We start from the raw sequence: 23070 nt of genomic DNA, 5'->3' as shown, positions 1-23070 counted from the left end.
TCACTCGCCGAGACCTTGTCCGGACAGGGCGCGCCGGGGAGCGCCGGCAGCGCAGCAGGAGGGCGGAAGCCGCGGACGAGGGGGCACGGTGTGGCGCCAGGGGCGACCTCTGCCCTGTCCCACCTCCTTGCGTTCCGGCGTCCGTCCCGCGAGAGAGGCGCTCCCGCCCGCGGGAACCCAGCGAACTTGCGACATCCGCCCCGGCGGGTTCCTCGATTCGTGCACAATGCGGGGCATGCCGGAATACCTTGAACTCGACCTCGGCGGAGCCGCGTTACGCGTGGAGTTGGCCGCCGTGGGGGAACCAGCACCGCTCCCTGCCGCTGCGGCCGCCCCGGACGACGGAGATCTCCCCGACGGCTTCGGCACCGCCACACCCGTGGCCAGGGGGCGACGCGCCGCCGAGGTGGCACAGGACGTGCTGAAATCCGCGCTCAGCCCTCTCGGCCCGCTCCTGGAGGAAGTCCACGCGTCGGTCACCGGCACCGCGCACCCACCCCAGGAACTGACGGTCGAGTTCGGCGTCCAGATCGGCCAGGACCTCAAGCTCGGGATCGTGGGGGTGAACGGCCAGGCGACGATGACGGTGAGTGCCACCTGGCAGAACCAGGGTTCCGGCGAGGTCTGACATGGGCTGGTTCAGCCGCCGTTCCGCCCCCGGCTCCCACACCGCACTGCTGCGTACGAGTGACTCCAGGGCGGCGGGCGGTGCGGTGCTCCTCTCCGCCCGCCGCATCCTCACCTGCGCCCACGTCGTCAACGACGCTCTGGGCCGCGAGTTGCTGAGCCCCGAACACCCCGGGCATGACGGGGCGTTCGCCGTCTCCTTCCGCGGCGCCGACGCGGCCGCCGGGGCGGGAACCGGCCGCGTCTCGCTGTGGCTGCCGCCCCAGAGACGGGCCGGCAGCCCCGTGTGGGGCGGTGACCTGGCGGTGCTGGACCTCGACGAACCCGCCCCCGACTGGACCAGGCCCGTCGTCTGGCAGGACATGCTGGAAGGCATGGAGTTGCGGGCCTGGCACGGTGGCGGCGCCGCGATCACCTACGCGAACACCGTCGCGGGCCTCCAGCACGACGGCTGCTGCTATCTGGACGGATCCCTGACCGGGGCTGCGATCGGCCCCGGGTACAGCGGTGGCCCCCTGTGGGTCAGATCCGACGCCACGGTCGCCGGACTCGCCGTCGCGCAGGTGATGACGGACGGTCCGGCCCTGAAGGCCCAGGACACCGTGCGCCGGGGCTGGGCCGTGCCCTGGCAGACCATACGGGAGGAGATGACGCGGGCGGGGGCCGGTGACGTCGTCGCGGAGTGCCAGGTGGTGCGGCGGGGCCGCACCACGGGCCCCGGCGAGACCTCCGTACAGGCGATGGCGCCCCTGTTGCGCATCCTGCTGGACGACCCGGTGAGGCGGACGGACCACTGCCGCGACCTCTCGTTCGCCCTGGGGTGCGAGGTGCCGGCGGGCGGGACGCAGGCGCCCGCCCTCGACGAACTGGCGGGGGTCCTGCTCACGGAGGACCGGGCACTCGCGACGCTGTCGGAGTCGCTGGCTCCGGCCGTCGAGCACGACCCTCCGCGGCGCCGCGCGCTGAGCGCCCTGCTGGCCCTGGGCCGCGTCGAGGACCACGTCCGGCTGCTCTCCTTCGCCGAACACCGTCAGCTCGTCGCGTTCCTCCGGGCGAGCGTCCACGCCGACCCCGGTCTGATCGCGCGCGCCGCCCGTGAGGCACTCCGGTTCATGAACCTGCCGATCGTGCTCTCGCAGGCCTCCCGTCCGACGGTGGTGGACGTCGACGCGATCGTCCTCGCCCTGGAGGACTACCCCGACGGCGGTCTCGCGGCCGCTCGGACCGTCCCGGTTCCCGCGCTGCTCAGACTGACCGAGTTCACCGCCGCGGCCACCACCGACGCCACCCGTCGCAAGAGTCTGCGCGGATGGTGCGACCGCGTCGCCGACCGACTGGGAATCAGCCCCTCGGCGCTGGCGGAGCGACGGGCCGACGCCGAGGCATGGGCCGCCCACCGGCCGTCCCCCGTCACCCGCGTCGGCGCCCGCCTCACCGCGGCGGACGGCGAGCCGGCCGGCCGCTACCGCTGCGAGATCTGGCTCTGGCACAGGGACGGCACGCGCGTGGGCGTCACCACTCCGAAGGGCTTCCTGACACCCGAGGAGATCGGCAGGCTGCTGCGCCGGACCGCGGAAGGCAGCCGCGTGGCGGGCGAGCCCGCCCCCTCCCAGGTGGACGTGGTCGTCGGCCCCGCCCATCTCGAGATCGACGTCGACGCCTGGGAAACGGGCAGTGAGCTGGCGGACGGCCTCCCCGAACTCGCCGGACTCAGGGACGTCCTCCCCGATGTCAGCGGCCTCAGCGTGGCCTTGGGCAGCCGCTACCAAGTCGCCCTCCGGTGCCCCGAGTTCATCGTCAGGACCGACGGCGAGGTCCAGCGCCGCTGGGCTGCCGACGAACCTCATCCGCTGGTGGTCGGCGATCCCTCCCTCGATATTCAGCATCTCTACGAACTGCTGAGCACCACGCACCGCGACACCGTCCGGGTCGTCCTGCACGGCCCACCGCAGCAGCGAAGCCGTCTTCTGCCGGTGTGCCTGGCGATGGGCGTACCCGTCGTCCTCTGGGACCGGGCAGCGGCGTCGCACGACGACGCCCCCCGGCTCGACCCCCTCGATCCGACCGGCCCGCTGGACAAGCTCCCGCAGCGGCTTCAGAACCTCCGCTCCGCCGTCTACGGAGCGGAGGCGGGTCTCTCCGCCGCGAGACCGGCCCTCGTCTGGCACGACACCGAGCTGTCGCTGCCCGAGCCCCTGCACTTCGCGGATCCCGCATGACGCGCCGGCGCCGTAGCCCTTCGAACCTCCCCGACCTTCCCTCGTACCTCCCCGACAAGAAGGCAGACACACGATGACGGCCCAGGCATCCCAAGGGCACCATGGAGCGGCCGACAGCCGACAGGACTCCGACTGGCGGCTGTTCAAGGGCGACGGCCGGGCACGCCACGTCTCCTTCCCCGAGGCACCGCCGTGGAGGCGCTTCGGGGACAAGGAAGCACGCTCCCGGCGCTCCCGGCCGTATCTGATCGGCCCGCAGGAGGCCGATGTCGTCAACGCCGCGCTCCTCCTGCGCAGGCCACTGCTGGTCACCGGGCACCCGGGGACGGGCAAGTCCTCCCTCGCACACGCCCTTGCCCATGAACTGTCCCTGGGCCGCGTCCTGCACTGGCCGGTCAACAGCCGTACCACCCTCCAGGACGCCCTCTACCGTTACGACGCGATCGGCCGCCTCCGCGAAACGAACAGGCGCCGGAACGCACAGGACGGTGACGACTCACCGCAGGAAGAACCCGGCATCGGCTCCTACGTACGTCTCGGTCCTCTCGGTACCGCGCTCGTGCCGTCGGCTTCGCCACGTGTCCTCCTCGTGGACGAACTGGACAAGGGCGACGCCGACCTCCCGAACGACCTGCTCAACGTCTTCGAGGAGGGCGAGTTCGAGATCCCTGAGCTGGCACGGCTCACGGCGGAGCAGTCCGCCGTGAGCGTCATGACCGCCGACTCCGACGCCTGGACGGACGTCGTCCGCGGACGTATCCGCTGCACCGCGTTCCCCGTCGTCGTCATCACGAGCAACGGCGAACGCGACTTCCCGCCCGCCTTCCTGCGCCGATGCGTCCGTCTGGACCTTCCGGAACCGGACGAGGAGCGGCTGCGCGCCATCGTCTCCGCCCACCTGGACCCGGACGGCGAGGAGGGCGGCACGGACGGGTTCGACGACTTGATGCGCGCGTTCCTCGCCCGCAGGGCCCGTGGTGAACTGGCCACGGACCAGCTGCTCAACGCCGTCTTCCTGCGCCGCGGAGGCGTCGAACTGGACGCCGAGGGGCTGCTGGACGCCGTACTGCACCGCCTCGGCAGAACCTTGTGACCGGCCGGCCGGAGCTCGGGCGGATCCGCAGGGCCCTGGCGGCGGAGGGCGAGCCGCTCGACGCCGAGGAACTCCTCGATGTCCTCTGGCTGGCCGCACGGCTGCCCCCGTCCGCCGCCACGGCACTCGCCCGCGCGGCGGCCCGCGCCGAACCGCCGGCCGTGGTTCCCGCCCACCAGGACGCCGATGACCCCACCCCGTTCGCTCCCCCGCTGCCGGACCACGGCGCGCGGAACACGGCGACGACGGATGGTGAGCCCGGCCCCGTCCTTCGGCCGGCGCGGGAGACCGGCCTGCACGCCGCTCCTGTCGTGCACGAGCCCCCCGCCCGTTCCGACCGGTCGGCGATGGCCGTACGAGCTCCCGGTGTCAAGGCGCTCGGCGGCGCGGAACTCCGCCTCGGGCGGTCCCTCCGTCCCTTGAAGCAGATGCGCCCCGACTTCCTGCGCAGCGAACTCGACGTCGACGCGACGGTCACGGCCATGGCGGAGACAGGGCTCCCGGAAGCCGTGCTCCGCCCGGCGACGACGCGATGGCTCGACCTGACCGTCCTCGTCGACGACGGCGTCTCGATGCTCCTCTGGCAGGGGCTCGCCGGTGAACTCCGACGACTGCTGGAACGCTGCGGCGCCTTCCGGCAGGTACGCGTCCACGGCCTGGACACCCGCGGCTCCACCGGGCCGCGGCTGCGCAGCCGCCCCTATGGCGCCTCCGCGGCGACGCTGCCCCTGTCCGCGGTGCTCGACCCGGCCGGCAACACGCTGCTGCTCGTCATGAGTGACGGTGTCGGCGGGTCCTGGCGGGACGGCTCGATGCACGCGGCACTGCTGCGCGCCGCATCGGCCGGGCCGACGGCGGTGGTGCACACGCTGCCCCGGCGCCTGTGGGCCGGGACGGGCATCGGCGCGCGGTCGTGGCGGGTGACGGCCAGGCGCCGAGGCGCGGCGAACCGGTCCTGGCACATCGAGGACCCGTTACTGCCCCCCGCACTCGCCCCCTTCGACGGGGTACCCGTCCCGGTGCTCGCCACCGATGGCGACGCCGTCGGTACGTGGGCCCGGCTGGTCGGTTCCCCGGGGGAGACCGCGGTGTTACCTCTGCTCACGCTGCCGCCCGGCACGGTCTCCGCTTCGGAACAGCCCCGCTCGCCGCATCGCGATCGTACGGGCGGCGCGCGGGAAGCCGTGATGCGCTTCCGGGAATCCGCGTCCGCGGACGCCTACCGCCTCGCGGCGCATCTGGCCTCCGTCGCACCCCTTCCCGTGCCGGTCATGCGCATCGTCCAGCACGCGGTGACTCCGGCCGTGGACACGTCCCACCTGGTCGAGGTCTTCCTCGGCGGGCTCATGCGCAGCGCCGACGAGACGGAACGCCCACCGCACCAGAGGACGTTCGACTTCACGGAGGAGACCCGACAGATTCTGCTCGGCACCGTCCCGCCCGCCGAACTGGTGCGCACCACACGGAGGGTGACGGACCACCTCAGCGAACTCAGCGGCTCTCCGGCCGACTTCCCGGCCTGGCTGCCTCACCCGGGCGGCGCGGATCGGGTAGCGGCCGACTCACGAAGGCCGTTCGGCTGGGTGGGCGAGACTCTCCTGCGCAGGCTCGGCGTCTCGCCGCCGGACGTCTCCCAGCACGAGGCTCCGCCGCAGTCACCGGAACTACGGCCGCTGCCGCCCGGTCTGGGACTCGACCTCGACGCGACGCGGTGGCGCGGGCTCACGATCTCCGATCGACGATTCGAGGGCCGGTCGGCTCTGCCGTACGACGTCTTCGCCGAGTACGGACCGGTCGAGAGCGGTGTCTTCCTCGCGCACGACGGGGAGGGACGTCTGCTGGTCATCCGGAGACTGGACGGGGAACCCGGCGCCCACGACCTGATCGCGACGGAAGTCCTCGCACTTCAGCGCATGAACGGCTCCTGCGCTCCGCTTCTGATGGCGTGGGAGCCCGACCACGAGCGACCGTGGCACGCCGTCCTGTGTTCCCTCGACGATCCGTCGCAACCCGCGGCCAACCTGTACGACTTCACCACCCGGCACGGGCTCCTCCACCATGCGGGCCTGTTGGCGGTCGCCCGTCAGCTCGCCGGCGGCCTGGCCCGGGCCCACGAGCTGAGGCTGGTCCATGGGGCCCTGACGTCCGGCAGGGTGCTCATCGCAGGGCGCGACGCACAGATCCTGGGGTGGTTGACCGCGTCGGTGGACGATGTGGACAGCCGGTACTGGTCCGTCCACCGCCAGCACCCGCGTTACCGGGCCCCGGAACTGAGCGACGCCACAGGGGGTCCGAGCCGGGAGGCCGACGTCTATGCGCTCGGGTGCGTCCTGGTGGAGGCCGCGGTCGGCCAGGGCTACCACGGGGGCCCGGCCGATGCCCTGGAGGTGGCCAGGGAGACGCTCGAACCCGCCTTCATCGGCCTTCTCCGCGCCTGTCTTCAGGATGACCCCGCCCGCAGGCCCACCGCACTTCAGCTGCGCCAGGCCCTCGACTCCCTGGCGAATCGGGAGACCGACGCGTTCACGATCGCCCTCGGCTTCGACGCCGAGCTGAACTCCGTACAGCTCGACCTGCGCGGCGAGTCCGGCAGTGGCGACGGCCCTCACCTGCTGTGCCAGGGGCGTCCGGCGCGGGTACGCAGAGACCTGTTGCTGGACATGCTGGAGCAGATCTCGCGTCAGGCGGGCGACGGGGTGCGTTTCCTCCTGGCCGACTACGACAACCGCAGCGATTTCGACCGGTTCGCGCAGCGCCCACGCGACCTCTCTTTCCTCGGCCTTCGCCGAGGTGGAACGGCCGTTTTGATGCTGGGCGATCTGCTGCGGCGGGAAATGAGGCGCCGCGAGAACTTCTGGAGTCGGCGAAGCACTTCCCCGGGCACCCGCGAGGTCTCCGAACAGGACCGCCCGCCGCACCTGGTCGTGGCTGTGGACGACTTCCCCCGGGTCCACCGTCTGGCCCCCGAACTGCACACCGCCCTGCGCGAGGTGGTCCGGGCCGACGGGCGGCTCGGCATCCATCTGATCATGTCCGCCGATGACATGGAGCTGGCGGCCATCGACGACGCCTCCGTCAGTCTGTGCGCCCGTGTCGACTTGCTGAGCCGGACCGTCGAGGGCGGCGCCCCGTCACTGGACGGGGCCGTTCTCCACATCCCTTCCGGGGAGGGGCCGATCCACTTCACCACGGGGTACGAGTCGACCACCGCGGCACATCGGCCAACGTGAACGACGGCCCTCGCCGGCGCCCGGCCCGTGGAGCGGACGGCAGCGCGACGGTGCCCCCCGCGGCCGCCTGTGCCGGCCCCCGCACGGGACGCCGGCACAGGCGACTGCATCGGCGCCGAGCCGCACCCTGTGCCTACAGGCTGCGGGCCAGGCGGTCGGCGAGCAGCCGGGTGAAGCGGGCCGGATCGGGCAGGTCTCCTCCTTCGGCGAGCAGTGCGCTGCCGTAGATGAGCTCGGCGACCTCTGTGAGCGCGGGGTCGTCGGCGCCTGCGGCGTGTGCCGTGCGCAGGGCGGTGACCAGCGGGTGCGAGGGGTTCAGTTCCAAGATCCTCTTGACCGTGGGCATCTGCTGGCCCATCGCCCGGTACATCTTCTCCAGGGTCGGCGTCACGTCGTGGGCGTCGCCGACGATGCAGGCGGCCGAGGTGGTCAGGCGTGATGACAGGCGGACCTGCTTGACCTGTTCGGACAGGGCGGTGGTCAGCCAGGGCAGCAGGGCGGCGAAGTCCTCCTCGCGCTGGGCCCTGGCGGCGTCGCCCTCCTTCTCGCCGTCGGTGGACTCGCCGAGGTCGACCTGGCCCTTGGCGATGGACTGCAGGGGGTGGCCGTCGAAGGCCGGGACCCGGTCGACCCAGACCTCGTCGACGGGGTCGGTGAGGATCAGGACCTCGTAGCCGTTCGCGGCGACGGCTTCCATGTGCGGGGAGTTCTCCACCATCGCGCGGCTCTCGCCGGTCAGGTAGTAGATGGTGTCCTGGCCGTCCTTCATGCGCTCGACGTACTCGCGCAGCGTGGTGGTCCTGTCGGGGTCGTGGGTGGAGGCTGCCGATACCAGCTGAAGCAGGGCATCGGTGTTGTCCGCGTCCTCGACCAGGCCTTCCTTCAGGGCCCGGCCGAACTGCTCCCACACCTTGGCATAGCGCTCGGCGTCCTTGGACTGCATGTCCTTGAGGGCGCCGAGGACCTTCTTGACCAGGCGTCGGCGCACGCCGTGGATCTGGCGGTCATGCTGAAGGATCTCGCGCGAGACGTTCAGCGACAGGTCGTGGGCGTCCACGACACCCTTGACGAAGCGCAGGTAGTTGGGCATGAGCGCTTCGCAGTCGTCCATGATGAACACCCGCTTGACGTACAGCTGCACGCCGGGCTTGGTGTCGCGGGAGAACAGGTCGAAGGGCGCCTGCGAGGGGATGAACAGCAGCGCCTCGTACTCGAAGGTGCCTTCGGCGCGCATGTGGATCGTCTCGGCCGGGGGCAGCCAGTCGTGGCTGATCTGCTGGTAGAACTCGTTGTACTCGTCGTCGCTCACCTCGGTGCGGGGGCGGGCCCACAGTGCCTTCATCGAGTTGAGCGTGTCGGTCTCGCGGGTGGTCGCTCCATCAGCGGAGGTGCGCTCGGTGGCCATGCGGATGGGCCAGCGGATGAAGTCCGAGTACTGCTTGACGATCTGCCGGATCTTCGGCTCGGAGAGGTAGTCGGCGCGTCCGTCCTCGCTGTCGGCGGGCTTCAGGTGCAGGGTGACCGAGGTGCCCACGGGCAGGCCGTCGACGGCCTGGATGACGTAGGTGCCCTCGCCGTCGGACTCCCACCGGGTGCCGGTGTCGGTGCCGGCCCGCCGGGTGCACAGGGTGACCTTGTCGGCGACCATGAAGGCCGAGTAGAAGCCGACGCCGAACTGCCCGATCAGGTTCTCGGCGGTGGCGGCGTCCTTGGACTCCTTGATCTTCTCCAGCAGGCCGGCGGTGCCGGACTTGGCGATCGTGCCGATCAGCTCCACCAGGTCCTCGCGGGTCATGCCGATCCCGTTGTCACGGACGGTCAAGGTGCGGGATTCCGGGTCGACTTCCAGGGCGATGTGCAGGTCAGCCGATTCGATGTCGAGGCTGGAGTCGGTCAGCGATTCCAGCCGCAGCTTGTCCAGGGCGTCGGAGGCGTTGGAGATCAGCTCGCGCAGGAAGATGTCCTTGTTCGAGTAGATCGAGTGAATCACCAATCGGAGCAACTGGCGGGTCTCCGCCTGGAATTCCAGCGTCTCGACACTGCCGCTCATGTGGATCTCTTTCTGTGGGAACGTCATGAAGGGATTAGGAACAGGGCCGGGACGGGTCGTCGTCGACCGTCACCGGCGTGGTTCGGCATGGGTCGGGCCACACCCGCATGGCGTACCTCTGCGTGGTGGGAGTCAGTCATCACCGGCCGCGTGGCTGTGCGCCTGGGCGTCCAGGACGTCGAGGGCGTCCAGGGATTCAGCGAGGCGGGCATGACGGGCATCGAGGTAGGGGCGGATGCCGGCCAGCGGGGCGATGAGCTCAGCCGCGTCCGCGGCGCCGAGAGCGGCATGCAGGGCGTCCTGGGCCGAGCGCGCGCCGGGCGCGAGGTGGGCGAGCGCGGCGATCTGCCCGGAGAGGCGGCGCAGGTCGGCGGCGTTGGCGCGGGCCCAGTTGGCGGTGGCGCGGTCGGCGGCTCTTGCCTGACGGGTGGCCGCCACACGCTGCTCGCCGGTGGTTCCGGCGGCGCCGGGGCGGCCGCGCAGGTAACGGCGTTCGGCGGCCTGGCGGCTGGCGACACCGAGAGGGCGGGCGAGATCGGCCCAGCTGGCGCCCGCGCCGCGGGCGGTTTCGATCAGGCCGGTCTCCCAGCCGGCGAGATGCTCGCGCACCTGCCGCAGCAGCATCAGGGAGGCCAGCGCCTGCTCGGGGCCGGGGCCGACGGCGTCGGGGGACTCGCTCTGCGCGTCGCGCAGAGCGTCGTCCATGGCGGCAAGGGCCGCCGCGGCGGCGATGAAGGACGCCGGGCTGCGGGCGCCGGTACTGGCCGTGGACGGCTGGTCTGCTGCGTTCACGGCACCTCCCTTGTCTTGTCAGCCGGCCGACGACATCAGCATTGTCGTCCATCGGATGACAAATGACAACGGGATCAGTGCAGCGCATCGGCATCTCTGTTCTTCGTCAGGCATGTGGGCAGCTTCTGCCCGAGGTTCGATCTTCTTCGTGGGGCATGAGACTGTCCGGTCGTGCCAGAGATGCCGAGTGGGTTGGAGGCGGCCTTGGCCGCAGCGTCGTCCCACTCCTGGACGCAACGTGTTCTGTGCCGGGCGTGACCTGCTTACCCTCCAGAGGGGGCGGGCAGGCCGAGAAGAACTGATCGCGGGCCCGCGGCGCCACGCCCCTGCCCATGTCCCGATCACGGCGCCTCGAACCCGACAGGCGCCCGCCCGGGCCGGGCCCCTCGTACCGTCGCAGTCCGCGTTCCGGCGCAGTTCGCCCAAGGGGGACAACGGAGGTGTACAGCCACGCACACCGCCGCCGCATCACCTGCCCGATGCCCGGCCCCTCCACGAGGATCTGCGCCGCGCCTACGAGCGGATCGGCGCTCTCACCCGGGACACCGCCGAGACCCTGCTCGCAGTCGACGTGGACGCGCTGCGCGGCGAGGTGAACCCGCTGCTCCTGCGCGCCAGCGAGCTGGTCCGGGCGGCAGTCCCGGTACGCAAGAAGAACCATCGGGACGCTAGGACACCGGCTTCATCGTGTCCTTGGGGCGCACCCGGGAGACGGCGACGGCCGTGAGCAGCGCCGCGGTCAGCAGGAGGCCGCCTGTGACCGTGAAGGCACGCCCGTACCCCGCCGCCAGAGCGGCGGCCGTTCCGGCGCCGGAAGCCTCAGCCGTGCGGGTGACGGCTACCGCGATGGTCGACAGAGCGGCAAGACCGACGCTGCCACCGCACTGACGCCCGGCATTGAGGAGGCCGCTGGCCAGGCCCGCCTCGTGCGGAGCCACACCCGCGGTGCCCATATAGGTGTTGGTCACCATGCTCAGCCCGATGCCGACACTCGCCAGCAGCGAGGGTCCGAGGAATCCCCCGGTGAAAGTGGAGGAAGGTTCCAGCGCACCGAACCAGATCATTCCCGCCGAGGCCAGGAGAAGCCCCCCGACGATCAGGGTCCGCCGGTCCACGGTTCTGACCAGGCGCATTCCGGCGATGCTGCCGGCCATCGCCCCGAAGCAGAACGGCAGGAACGCCGCCCCCGCGACCAGTGGGCGGTAGCCCAGGATGTTCTGGAGGTAGAGCGAGGCCAGGAAGAAACCGGCCACCATGCCGGCGCCCACGAGAAGGGAGTTCACATTGGACACCCAGACGGTCCGGCTCCGGAGGATGCCCAGCCGGACGATCGGCGCGGCGCAGCGCTTCTCCCACCGGACGAAGGCGAGCCCGAGGAGGAGGGCCGTGCCGAGTATCAAGAGGGTGCGGGTGGAGCTCCAGGGGTGCTGTTCGGTTTGCAGGACACCGTAGGTGAGCGTGGTCACCGCAGCGGTCCCCAGCAGCGCGCCGGGCAGGTCGATCCGGGGGCGGTCGCCGGCCTGCCGGTCCCGCACCGAGGCCAGGGCGATCGGCAGGGTGACCGCGACCAGCGGCACATTGACGAAGAGTACCCACCGCCAGCCGAGCGTGTCGGTCAGCAGTCCTCCCGCCAGGACACCGAGCGCGGTGCCCGACGCGGCGACCGTGGCCCAGATGCCGAGCGCCCTGGAACGTGCCGGCCCCTCGGCGAACGTCACCATGATCACGGTCAGGCCGATGGGTGCGAGCACCGCGCCCGCGAGCCCCTGACCCGCCCGAGCGGCGATCAGTTGGCCCGGCGTCTGGGCGAATCCGCCGAACAGCGAGGCCGCGGCGAACAACAGGAGTCCGGCGACCATGGTCCGGCGGTGGCCGAGGAGATCGGCCAGTCGGCCGCCCAGCAGCAGCAGGCCGCCGAAGACCAGGGTGTACGCGTTCACCACCCAGGCCAGCGAACCGGCCGAGAAGCCGAGGTCACGGCTGATCTCCGGCAATGCCACGTTCACCACACTGATGTCGAGCGCCACGATCAGCTGGGAGAGGCATACCGAGACCAGGACCAGCGTCGCGCGTCTCGCCGTCCCGCCGCGCTCCCGCCCAATTCCCAGGATCACGTCCGGTGCGGCGCGCCCGCCCGCGGGAGGTCCGGCGGACCCGTCGGCATCACCCATGGCTACCTCCCACGCTATTCAGTCACAGTGATCGGGTAAGGTATGCCTAACTTTCGTTCTTCGCAAGGTCAATGGGATTCCGGTCGCTCCAACGTGCCTATCTGGCACGTTGATTGGAGTAGCGAACGTTGGTTAGGCTCTCCTCAGCGGACGAGCGACGGGTCGCTGGGTACGGACAGGAGAGACCGGGTGGCGCAAGGACCGCACAGCTCGGCCGGCATGCGGGCGGCCGGGCGGTGAAGTCGGACGAAAGGGCCGCGGCACCCGAGGGCTTCGACGCCCGACAGCCACCGGCTGACGGTGGCTCGCGGGCGTCGGGGAAAGCGCCCGGCGGAGCCCTGCCGGACACAGCCCCCACGGCCCCGCGGCCCGGTCCGCCGGGCCACCGCAGGGCATCGGCGATCCGCTGGGGCGGGCTGCTGGCCGCCGCGGTGCTGCTGACCTCGGTCTGCGCGCTCAGCCTCGCCATCGGCGCGAAAAACATCCCTCTCGATGTCGTCTGGAACGTCCTGGTTCATCAACGGGGCGGCGAAGACGCCTTCGTCATCGAGAAGTTGCGTCTCCCGCGGACCGTGCTCGGCGTCCTGGCCGGGGCGGCACTGGGGCTCGCCGGTGCGCTGATGCAGGGGCTGACCCGCAACCCCTTGGCCGATCCCGGCCTCCTCGGGGTGAACAACGGCGCCTCGGCCGCGGTCGTGGTGGCGATCTCCTTCCTGGGCGTCGGATCGCCCATCGGCTACGTCTGGTTCGCCTTTCTCGGCGCGGCGGTGGCGTACGGGATCGTGTACCTGCTCGGCTCGACCGGACGGTCCGTCACGCCCGACCGGATGGTGCTAGCCGGAGCCGCCGTCAACGCCACGCTGATCGCCTTCGTCTCCGCCGTGATACTCCATGACACCCGTACCTTCGACGAGTTCCGCTTCTGGGATGTGGGCTCGCTCGCCGGACGTGATCTCGGCGTGGTGTTCCAGGTGGGCCCGCTGATTCTCGTGGGAGTGGTGACCGCGCTCTGCCTGGCCCGCCCGCTCAACGCCCTGGCCCTCGGTGACGACACCGGCAGGGCACTCGGCGCGCGCACCGAACGGACTCGGCTGCTCGGCGCGGTCGCGGTCGCCCTGCTCTGCGGCGGAGCCACCGCGGCGGCGGGCCCGATCGCCTTCGTCGGCCTGGCGATTCCGCACATCGTCCGCATGGTGACCGGGCCGGACCAGCGTTGGGTGATGGCGTACTCGCTGCTCCTGGCACCGGTGCTGCTGCTCGGCGCCGACGTCCTCGGCAGACTGCTCGCCTCACCGGGGGAACTGGAGACGGGGATCGTCACCGCGTTCCTCGGCGCGCCGATCTTCATCGTCCTGATCCGCCGACGCAGGATCTCCGCGCTGTGAGCGCCGGGCAGAAGGCGCGACGCCCCGGGACGGCGCCGATCACCGGCCAGGTGCTGCGCACCCGGAGCGGCGGCATCTCCTTCCGGTTCCACGGGCGTTCTCTCATCGCTGGAGTCGGTCTGGCCCTGGCCACGGCAGTGGTGGGCGTGGTCAGTCTGACCACCGGGAGCTACGCGGCCACGGTCCCCGATGTGATAGCCACCGTTCTCGGCGGCGGCCCCGACGGACTCGACTTCATCGTCAACCAGCTACGGCTGCCACGGTTTTCGGTCGCCGTCATGGTCGGGGCTGCCCTCGGCATCAGTGGAGCGATGTTCCAGAGCATCTCCCGGAATCCGTTGGGCAGTCCGGACGTCATCGGGTTCACCACGGGTTCGGCCACCGGTGCTCTGGTGGTGATCCTGCTCCTCGGCGGCGGCCTCCAGAACGTCGCCATCGGTGCGGTCGCAGGCGGTCTGGCAACCGCCGCCCTCGTCTACACGCTGGCTTTCCGCAGGGGGGCACAGGGCTTCCGGCTCATCCTGACGGGTATCGGGATCTCCGCGATGCTGGCGGCCTTCAACTCCTATCTGCTGACCCGTGCCGCCCTCGTGGACGCACATGCCGCGCAGCTCTGGCTGACAGGCAGTCTCAACGGACGCCGCTGGGAGCACGCGCTACCGCTGTCGCTGGCGCTGCTGGTGCTGGTGCCCGTCGCGCTCGCGCTCGGCCGCCGCATGTCTCTCCTGGAAATGGGAGACGAGACGGCACGGGCTCGTGGGGTTCCTGCCGAACCCACCCGGCTCGCGCTGCTGGTGACCAGCGTCGCCCTGGCCGCGGTGGCGACTGCCACCGCCGGACCGATCGCCTTCGTGGCGCTTGCCGCCCCGCAGCTCGCCCGTCGGCTGACCGGCTCTCCCGGCTCCGGTCTGCTGCCCGCAGCGTTGATGGGTTCGCTGCTGCTGGCCGCGAGCGATCTGGCGGCACAACGGGTGCTGGCACCTACCCAGTTGCCGGTGGGGATCGGCACCGCGGCGATCGGTGGTCTCTACCTCGCCTGGCTGCTGGGCCAGGAATGGCGGAAGCGATGAACGAGGTACGGACGGATGGGCCCCGGGCCGGACGAGGACATCGCTTCGGCGCCACTCCGCGAACGGGCAAGGACTGAGATGAGCGAATCCGCGCACGACGACCGGTTGCACGGCGAGGGTCTGACCCTGGCCTACGACGAGCGGGTGGTGGCCGACGCCTTGGACGTCAGCATCCCGGACGGGTCCTTCACCGTGATCGTCGGACCCAATGCCTGCGGCAAGTCCACACTGCTCAAGGCGCTCTCCCGGATGATCAAGCCCCGGGCCGGAACGGTCCGGCTGGACTCGGCGCCGATCTCCTCCTACTCGGCGAAGGAAGTGGCGCGGCTCCTCGGACTCCTTCCGCAGTCCTCCACCGCGCCCGGCGGTATCACGGTCGGGGACCTGGTCGCCCGGGGGCGCTACCCACATCAGCGGATGCTGCGCCAGTGGTCCGCCGCGGACGAGAGCGCGGTCGTGTCGGCGATGGAGATGACGGGGGTGCTCGAACTCGCCGACCGTTTCGTCGAGGAGCTCTCCGGCGGACAACGCCAGCGGGTCTGGCTCGCCATGGTGCTCGCCCAGCAGACTGGAATCCTGCTCCTGGACGAACCCACCACCTACCTCGACCTCGCCCACCAGGTCGAGGTGCTCGACCTCTGCTGGGACCTGCACCGCGGACGCGGGCACACCCTGGTCCTGGTTCTGCACGATCTCAATCAGGCCTGCCGTTACGCCACTCATCTGATCGTGATGAAGGACGGCAGGATCGCCGCACAGGGCGACCCGGCCCTGATCGTCACCGCGGAGTTGGTGGAGGAGGTCTTCGGACTCTCCTGCCGGATCATTCCCGACCCGGAGGTGGGCACCCCCCTGGTGGTGCCACTCGCCCGGCCCGACGACCCGCGACGCCGGCACTCCCTCCCCTCCGCGAGGCCGGCGCCCACGCACCACGGCTGAGGCTCCTCCCGGCTCGTACAACGGTGACCCGGCACTCCGGCGGCGGCCTGCCAGCTGCTGCGGCAGATCGGCTCATTTCACCAATTCCCTTCTGCTCATGGGTATTTCCCGATCATGCACAGTAGTGCGCGGAACGCAACTTAGGTTAGACTTCCCTAAGTGCCGACAAGGCTGGTCAGCGCCACGGGCCATGCAGACCGACGACGTGAGGACCGACTCCCCATGACGACGAACCCCTTTGACGACGAAGGCGGAACCTTCTACGCCCTGGTCAACGACGAGGGTCAGTACTCCCTTTGGCCGTCCTTCCTCGAACTCCCCGAGGGATGGACGGCGGAGCACGGAGCAGACAGCCGCGCCGCATGTGTGGAACACATCGAGCGGCACTGGACTGACATGCGGCCCAAGAGTCTGATCGCACAGATGGAGAGCGACGCGCGGAGCGGCTCGCGCCCCTGAGGCCCGCGGCAGTGAAGCGAGCATCCCACCCGCAGGTCCCCGCCTGCGTCTGAGCCGTCCAGGACCCGACTCCGACACGGCGCACTTCGTGCTGCCAGAAGAGGACTTCCCATGCGGACCACGTTGCACCACCGGCACGCCGTGAGCGTTCGGTGACCCATCTCTCCCAGCGACTCGCCTACCGGGTCGGCACTTCCGCGGCGCTCGGCGACTCCTCGGCCGTCGCCGCCGCGCTCGCCTCCGGCTCCACTCCACCCTTCGTCCTGTACGAACATGCCGGGCGCTGGGCCTTCGGATCCGGAGCGGCATTCGAACTCCTCCTGTTCGCGGACCGGATCGAGGCGCGCTCCGGCGGCGGTGCGTACCGCACCGTCCCGACGGGCCCGGAACCCCTCCAACAGATAGCCGACCTGCTCGCCGACTGTCCGCTGAACAGCTGGCGTGCCTACGGCTGGGCCGGGTTCGAGCTGTCGTATCTCCTGCACGGGCTTCCGCTTCCGGCCAGCCCCGAACCCCTGTTGCACCTCATCGTGCCCGAGCGCGAGGTCCGCCGGGAGAACAACAAGACGATGCTGAGAGCCCTGGACCCGCAGGATCTTCCGGGACTGCAAGCACTGCTGGCCGAGGCTCCCGACCCGGTCGCCGGCGAGGCGGTGGAGCTCTACGAAGGCGAACCCGCCGAGCAGTACCGGAAATCGGTCGCCGCCGCCATCGAGGACATCCGGGCGCACCGCCTCCAGAAGGTCATCCTGTCCCGGGTCGTTCCCGTGCCCGGCGAGATCGACCTCGCCGCCACGTACCTCCTGGGCCGTCGCGGCAACACTCCGGCCCGTTCCTTCCTGCTGGACCTGGGAGTGCACCGGGCGGCCGGATTCAGCCCGGAGACCGTGGTGGAGGTGGACCCGCAAGGCCGGGTCTCCACCCAGCCACTCGCCGGAACCCGGTCGCGCTCCGGCGACCAACTGGCCGATCGGGCCCAACGCGAGGAACTGCTCGGCGATCCCAAGGAGATCTTCGAGCACGCGGTCTCGGTCAAGGCCGCCTGCGAGGAGTTGCACCCGATCTGCGAGCCCGATTCGGTCACCGTGAACGAATTCATGAACATCCGTGAACGCGGCAGCGTCCAGCACCTCGCCTCCCGTGTCGGGGGGCGGCTGGCCCCGGGACACAACGCCTGGCACGCCCTGGCCACGCTGTTTCCGGCGGTGACGGCATCCGGCCTGCCCAAAGCCCCTGCCTGTGAGGCCATCCGCAGATACGAGATCGCACCCCGGGGCCTGTACAGCGGCGCTGTCCTCACCGTCGACGCCGACGGTTCCCTGGACGCCGCGTTGGTACTGCGGACCGTGTTCCAGCGCGACGGTCAGACCTGGCTGCGAGCCGGGGCCGGAATCGTCGAACATTCGACTCCGGAGCGGGAGTTCGAGGAAACGTGCGAGAAGTTGCGTAGCACCAGCAGATTCCTCGTACCCGTCACGCCACGCGCCGGATCGTGAGCGAGGAGCAACTCGCCGAACCGTACGGTTTCGGCGGGTTGCTCCGCGTGCTCCGACTCTCGTCCCCCTCCACCGCCAAATGCCAGGCAGCACCTGGCACACCGTGCTATCCGCGATTCGGGAGAGCGACACCCTGATGAACCCCACGGAACTGACGCCCGCCGCACTGCGCCGCCAGATCGCCGAACTCGTCGGCGAGGAGCCGGAATCGCTCGACGAGGACGGCAATCTGTTCGAGTACGGGCTCGCCTCCGTCACGGTGATGCGGCTGATCGGCACATGGCGCCGGGACGGGCTGTCGGTGAACTTCGCCGAACTGGCCGAGGAGCCCACTCTGCGAGCCTGGACCGCACTGGTGACTGCCCGGCTCCCGGAGGCAGACCCCGCCCCACCCGGGCCCGGCGGGAAAGCTCGTCCGCGGCCGAGCGAGCCGGACGACCCCGACGGCGCGCAGGACGGTCAGGACGCGGAATTCCCGCTCGCGGTGATGCAGCACGCCTACTGGGTCGGCCGCACCGACGGACAACATCTCGGCGGCGTCGCCGCCCATCTCTACACCGAGTTCGACACCGCCCCCGGCAGCGGTGTCGACCCGGAAAGGCTGCGCACCGCGCTGGAGCGCCTGGTCGATCGGCACGCGATGCTGCGCGCCCTGTTCACCGAGGACGGACGGCAGCGGATCGAGAGCCTGCCCGGCCGGCGCGGACTGACCGTGCACGACCTGCATGGCCTCGACGAGGCCGAGGCGGTGGCACGCCTCGACGGGATCCGGGAGACGCTCTCCCACCAGTTGCTCGACATCGACCGGGGCGAGGTCTTCTCCACCGCGCTCAGTCTGCTTCCCGGCGACCGCACGCGGCTCCACCTCGATGTGGACATGGTCGCCGCCGACGCGGTCAGCTACCGGATCCTTCTTGCCGACCTCGCCCGGCTGTACGGCGAACCGGACGCCCAGTTGCCCACGATCGAGTACAGCTACCGCCAGTACCGGACCGCGCAGCCCGCCGCCCGCGCCGACGCCGCGCGGGAGGCCGCCCGCTACTGGCAGGACCGGCTGTCCGAGCTGCCCGGCGCCCCCGAGCTGCCGCTCGCGACGGCTCCGGCGCCCGCCACCCGGGTCACACGCCGGCACTTCTTCCTCGATCCGGACGCCCGCCGACGCCTCACCGAAGCCGCCCGGCGCCGGGGGCTGACCCCGGCGATGGCCGTGGCCACCGCCTTCGCCGAAGTGCTCGGCGCCTGGTCGGCCAACCGCCGGTTCCTGCTCAATGTCCCGCTCTTCGACCGCGAACCCCTCCACCCCCATGTGGACCGGATCATCGGCGACTTCACCGGCTCCGTCCTGCTCGACGTCGACCTCTCCGCTTCGGTGTCCTTCACCGACCGCGCGCGAGCGGTCCAGGCCCGGATGCACGCGGACATGGCCCACACCGCCCACTCCGGCGTCGAGGTGCTGCGCGACCTCACCCGCCGCGCGGGAGAACAGGTGCTGGCGCCCGTGGTGTTCACCAGCGCCCTGGATCTCGGCGACCTCTTCCACCCAGCTGTGAGCACCGTCTTCGGCGACCCGGTGTGGATCGTCTCCCAGGGCCCCCAGGTGCTGCTCGACGCGCAGATCACCGAACTCGGCGGCAGCCTGCTGGTGAACTGGGACATCCGGGAGGAGGCGCTGGCCCCCGGAGTGGCACCGGCCATGTTCGCCGCCTTCGAGGAGCTGGTGCACCGGCTCGCCGAGGACGGCCCCGCCTGGGGCCTGCCGGTCGAAGGACTCTTGCCCGCCGAACAGTTGGCGGCCCGCGAAGCGGCCAATGACACCGCGGTGCCGCGCCGTGACCGCCCGCTGCATCAGGACTTCTTCGCGCTGGCCCGGACGACACCGGACGCCCCCGCGCTGATCTGGGGCGACGACGCCACGATGACCTACGCCGAACTCGCCGACCGGGCCCTGCGGGTGGCCGCAGCGCTTCGGAAACGTGGGGTCCGTACGGGCGACCGGGTCGGGGTTACCCTGCCGAAGGGGCCTGACCAGGCCGTCGCGGTGCTCGGCGTACTGGCCGCCGGGAGCACCTACGTACCTGTCGGGGTGGACCAGCCGCCGGCGCGGGCCGCCCGCATCTCGGCCGCCGCCCGACTCGCCGTCGTACTCACCGATCGTGGCGAAGGCGCGTCCGACGACCGCCCCGGAGCGGATTCCCGAGGCGCCGGGCTGCCCTGGGACGAGGCACTTCGTACCCCGCCCCTCCCCGCTCCGCTCGCCGTGGACGAGTCCGGACGGCCGTCTCCCGAGGATCCGGAGCGCCCCGCGTACCTGCTCTTCACCTCCGGCTCGACCGGAGAGCCCAAGGGCGTCGACGTACCCCACAGGGCAGCCGTGAACACCGTCGACGATCTGACGGAGCGGTACGGCATGGGTCCGGACGACCGCACCCTCGCGGTCTCCGCACTCGACTTCGACCTCTCGGTCTTCGACCTCTTCGCCCCGCTCTCCACCGGTGGCGCCGTGGTGCTGCCGGGCGAGGACGACCGCCGGGACGCGGAGCGCTGGGCCGGACTGATCCACCGGCACCGTGTCACGGTGCTCAACTGCGTGCCCGCGCTGCTCGACATGGTGCTGAGCTGCGGAGCGGCGCTCGGCAGCAGCCTGCGGATCGTACTGCTGGGCGGTGACCGGGTCGGCGCGGACCTGCCCGGACGGCTGGCCGACGCGGTGCCCGGCTGCCGCTTCGTCGCCCTCGGCGGCACCACCGAGACCGCCATCCACTCGACTGTCCGCGAGGTGGAGACGGTGCCGGAGCACTGGCACTCGGTCCCGTACGGCTCGCCGCTGCGCAACGTCGCCTGCCGGGTGGTGGACCACCGGGGCCGGGACTGTCCCGACTGGGTGCCCGGCGAGCTCTGGATCGGCGGCGCCGGCGTCGCGCTCGGTTACCACGGCGACCCCGGGCGCACCGCCGACCGGTTCGTCCGGCACGAGGGGCAGCGGTGGTATCGCACCGGTGACCAGGCCCGCTGGACGCCCGTCGACGGCATCGAGTTCCTGGGGCGCCTCGACCACCAGGTCAAGATCCGTGGTTTCCGGATCGAGTCGGGGGAGGTCGAAGCCGCACTCACAGCCGACCCCCGGGTGCGCTCCGCGGTCGCCGTGGCCGCCGGGGCTCCCCCGGCGCTCGTCGCCGCCGTAGTCCTCGCCGACGCGGCCGACGGCCTCCTCGACGGCGCGAACGAACTGCCGGACCTGCTGCGTGAGGAGTTGCGAACGAAGCTGCCCCCGCACATGGTCCCCGACCGGATCACCGTTCTGGACTCCCTTCCACTCACCGCGAACGGCAAGACCGACCGTGCCGCTCTCACCGCTCTCACCGCCCGCGAGCAGCCCGGGGCCGGGCGCGCCGCACCCAGCGGGCCGCTGGAACGGGCGGTCGCCCACGTCTGGCAGGAGGTCCTGGACGTCCGGGCCATCGCCGCCGACGAAGAGCTGTTCGCCCTCGGGGGCGACTCGGTGCGTGCCACCGAGATCGTCGCCCGGCTGCGCGAGGCGCTCGACGCCCCCCAGGCATCCGTGCGGATGCTCTTCGGCGCGCCCACCGTCGCCGGGCTCGCCGGGGCGCTGGCAGCCGCCCACCCCGACCCGGGCAGGCTGAACCGGCTCGCCCAGCTCTTCCTGGACATCGAAGCCCTGAGCGACGAGGAGGTCGCCAAGGCCCTCGACGCCGAAACCGCCGTGGACGAGAGCGCGATCCGCCCCGGCTCCGAATCCGACCAGGCAGGTGGACAGTGAGCACCGAGATCATTCACTCGGGACCGGGCTTCACTCCGTGGCCCGCCGCCGACGCCCGGCGCTACCGCGAACGCGGGCACTGGCAGGAGACCACACTCGGCGATCTGCTCCGGCGCTGGGCCGCCCGCTCCGGCACCCGGACCGCCGTGGTCTCGGGTGAGAGGCGTCTCTCCTACGCCGAACTCGACCACCGGGCCGACACCATGGCCGCCGGGCTGATCGCTCTGGGCATCGCCCCGGGGGACCGGGTGCTGGTTCAACTCCCCAACACCGCAGATTTCGTGGTGCTCTTCTTCGCCCTGGCGCGCTGCGCCGCGATCCCCGTCCTCACCCTTCCCGCGCACCGGCGCTCCGAGATCGTTCACCTGGCGGAGCTCTCCGAGGCCGTCGCCTATGTCGTCCCCGACCGCCACGCGGGCTTCGACCACCGGCGACTCGCGGCCGAAGCGGCCGCCGCCGTCCCGTCGTTGCGCCACATCCTGGTCGCAGGCGAACCCGGCCCCTTCCTCGCGCTCGGCGAGGTGACCGCCGCCCCGGGGCCCCAGCCCGGGGCCGACCCGGCGGCCCCCGCGGTGCTGCTGGTCTCCGGCGGCACCACCGGCAAGCCCAAACTCATCCCGCGCACCCACAACGACTACGCCTACAACGCCCGGGCCAGCGCGGAGGTGTGTGAACTCACCGCGGACGACATCGCTCTCGCGGCCCTGCCCGTCGCCCACAACTTCCCGCTGGCGTGCCCCGGCCTCCTCGGCGTGCTGGGAGCGGGCGGTACGGTGGTGATGGCCCCGGCGCCCAGCCCCGATGTGGCCTTCGGGCTCATCGAACGCGAACGCGTCACGGTGACCGCCCTCGTGCCACCCATGGCACATCTGTGGACCGAGATGGTCGAGTGGGCCCCGGAGGATCTCTCCTCTCTCCGGCTGCTCCAGATCGGCGGCGCCCGGCTCGATCCGGAACTCGCCCGTAGAATTCCCGCCGCGCTCGGCTGTGAGCTGCAACAGGTCTTCGGAATGGCCGAGGGGCTGCTCAGTTACACCCGGCCGGAGGACTCCGCGGAGACCGTCGCCACCACCCAGGGCCGCCCGCTGTCCCCGGACGACGAGGTGCGCGTCCTCGACCGTGACGGCGAACCGGTACCGCCGGGCCACCTGGGGGAGCTGTGGGCCAGGGGCCCGTACACGCTGCGCGGCTACTACCGCGCCGCGCGTCACAACGCCGGCGCCTTCTCGGACGACGGCTTCTTCCGCACCGGCGATCTGGTCCGGCGGCTGCCGTCGGGCCACCTGGTGGTGGAGGGACGGGTGAAGGACGTCGTGAACCGCGGCGGTGAGAACGTCTCCGCCACAGAGCTGGAGGAGCACCTGCTCGCCCACCCGGCCGTCGCCCAGGCGGCGGTGGTGGCACTTCCCGACGTGACCATGGGGGAGCTGGTCTGCGCGGTGATCACCCTCGCCGCGGAGAGCGCTCCTCCCTCGCTGAGGGAGCTCGGCGCCCATCTCACGGAGGTCGGCCTCGCGACCTTCATGCACCCGGACCGGCTCGTCGTGCTCGACGCACTGCCGCTCACCGCTGTGGGCAAGATCAGCAAACGCGACCTGATCGACAGGCTGGCCGGCGGGGGCGACTGACCGCCCGCCGCCCGGGCCCGTACCACCGTGGCGCCCTCGCACCGCCCAGGCGACAGGGCGGCCGGCTCCGACCCGGCCTTGCCCTCCGACCACTGTCCGCCCCCCGGTCACCCCACCGATGCCGAAGCCGATG

The 23070-nt window shown here is 71.3% G+C and carries 14 protein-coding genes and 1 pseudogene; 12 read left to right on the top strand and 3 right to left on the bottom strand.

What is annotated here, in order from left to right:
* The first annotated feature begins 235 nt into the window (after positions 1 to 235).
* From D581_RS0102980 to D581_RS01000000136770, 4 genes are all read left to right on the top strand, one after another.
* Entirely contained in the window at positions 236 to 628 is a 393-nt protein-coding gene (locus tag D581_RS0102980) for a CU044_2847 family protein (RefSeq protein WP_032752517.1), read from the top strand.
* A 1-nt stretch (position 629) separates the two neighbouring features.
* Positions 630 to 2846, top strand: a complete 2217-nt coding sequence (locus D581_RS0102975) for a VMAP-C domain-containing protein (protein ID WP_018955740.1) — start codon at positions 630 to 632, stop codon at positions 2844 to 2846.
* A gap of 73 nt (positions 2847 to 2919) precedes the next feature.
* Positions 2920 to 3939, top strand: a complete 1020-nt coding sequence (locus D581_RS0102970; protein WP_018955739.1) for an AAA family ATPase — start codon at positions 2920 to 2922, stop codon at positions 3937 to 3939.
* Entirely contained in the window at positions 3936 to 7169 is a 3234-nt protein-coding gene (locus D581_RS01000000136770) for an SAV_2336 N-terminal domain-related protein (RefSeq protein WP_051114526.1), read from the top strand. The genes D581_RS0102970 and D581_RS01000000136770 overlap by 4 nt, the downstream gene beginning before the upstream one ends.
* Before the next feature lie 133 nt (positions 7170 to 7302).
* Here the strand turns inward: D581_RS01000000136770 and htpG are convergent, their stop codons facing one another.
* The gene (htpG, locus tag D581_RS0102960) at positions 7303 to 9219 is read right to left on the bottom strand and encodes a molecular chaperone HtpG (RefSeq protein WP_018955738.1); all 1917 of its coding nucleotides are present in this window, start codon (positions 9217 to 9219) and stop codon (positions 7303 to 7305) included.
* Between the two features lie 132 nt (positions 9220 to 9351).
* A complete protein-coding gene (locus D581_RS0102955; protein ID WP_018955737.1) occupies positions 9352 to 10011 on the bottom strand; it encodes a hypothetical protein in 660 nt (219 codons plus the stop codon).
* A gap of 490 nt (positions 10012 to 10501) precedes the next feature.
* On the opposite strand from D581_RS0102955, the pseudogene D581_RS1000000141860 reads away from it, so the two are divergent.
* Positions 10502 to 10681: pseudogene (locus D581_RS1000000141860) on the top strand (pentapeptide repeat-containing protein); the annotation flags it as partial.
* Here the strand turns inward: D581_RS1000000141860 and D581_RS0102950 are convergent.
* Entirely contained in the window at positions 10680 to 12182 is a 1503-nt protein-coding gene (locus D581_RS0102950; RefSeq protein WP_018955736.1) for an MFS transporter, read from the bottom strand. The pseudogene D581_RS1000000141860 and the gene D581_RS0102950 overlap by 2 nt on opposite strands.
* A gap of 236 nt (positions 12183 to 12418) precedes the next feature.
* Between D581_RS0102950 and D581_RS0102945 the strand changes: the two genes are divergently transcribed.
* The 7 genes from D581_RS0102945 to D581_RS0102915 all read left to right on the top strand — a co-directional run bounded on the left by D581_RS0102945 (position 12419) and on the right by D581_RS0102915 (position 22937).
* A complete protein-coding gene (locus D581_RS0102945; protein WP_018955735.1) occupies positions 12419 to 13567 on the top strand; it encodes a FecCD family ABC transporter permease in 1149 nt (382 codons plus the stop codon).
* Positions 13564 to 14637, top strand: a complete 1074-nt coding sequence (locus D581_RS0102940; RefSeq protein WP_018955734.1) for an iron chelate uptake ABC transporter family permease subunit — start codon at positions 13564 to 13566, stop codon at positions 14635 to 14637. The genes D581_RS0102945 and D581_RS0102940 overlap by 4 nt, the downstream gene beginning before the upstream one ends.
* A 78-nt stretch (positions 14638 to 14715) precedes the next feature.
* Positions 14716 to 15576 carry an ABC transporter ATP-binding protein gene (locus D581_RS0102935; RefSeq protein WP_018955733.1) on the top strand — a complete coding sequence of 287 codons (861 nt, stop codon included), beginning with the start codon at positions 14716 to 14718 and terminating at the stop codon, positions 15574 to 15576.
* 222 nt (positions 15577 to 15798) lie between these two features.
* The gene (locus tag D581_RS0102930; protein WP_018955732.1) at positions 15799 to 16035 is read left to right on the top strand and encodes an MbtH family protein; all 237 of its coding nucleotides are present in this window, start codon (positions 15799 to 15801) and stop codon (positions 16033 to 16035) included.
* Positions 16036 to 16187: 152 nt separating this feature from the next.
* A complete protein-coding gene (locus D581_RS01000000136765; RefSeq protein ID WP_032752460.1) occupies positions 16188 to 17531 on the top strand; it encodes a salicylate synthase in 1344 nt (447 codons plus the stop codon).
* A 136-nt stretch (positions 17532 to 17667) separates the two neighbouring features.
* On the top strand, positions 17668 to 21309 hold the full coding sequence (locus D581_RS01000000136760) for a non-ribosomal peptide synthetase (RefSeq protein WP_051114525.1): 3642 nt from the start codon (positions 17668 to 17670) through the stop codon (positions 21307 to 21309).
* Positions 21306 to 22937 carry an AMP-binding protein gene (locus D581_RS0102915; RefSeq protein ID WP_018955731.1) on the top strand — a complete coding sequence of 544 codons (1632 nt, stop codon included), beginning with the start codon at positions 21306 to 21308 and terminating at the stop codon, positions 22935 to 22937. Before D581_RS01000000136760 ends, D581_RS0102915 begins: the two co-directional genes overlap by 4 nt.
* The last annotated feature ends 133 nt before the right edge of the window (positions 22938 to 23070 follow it).

This window comes from Streptomyces sp. CNB091, assembly GCF_000377965.1.
Note: the sequence above shows the minus strand (reverse complement) of the source record. Positions and strands in the feature narration are given on the sequence as shown.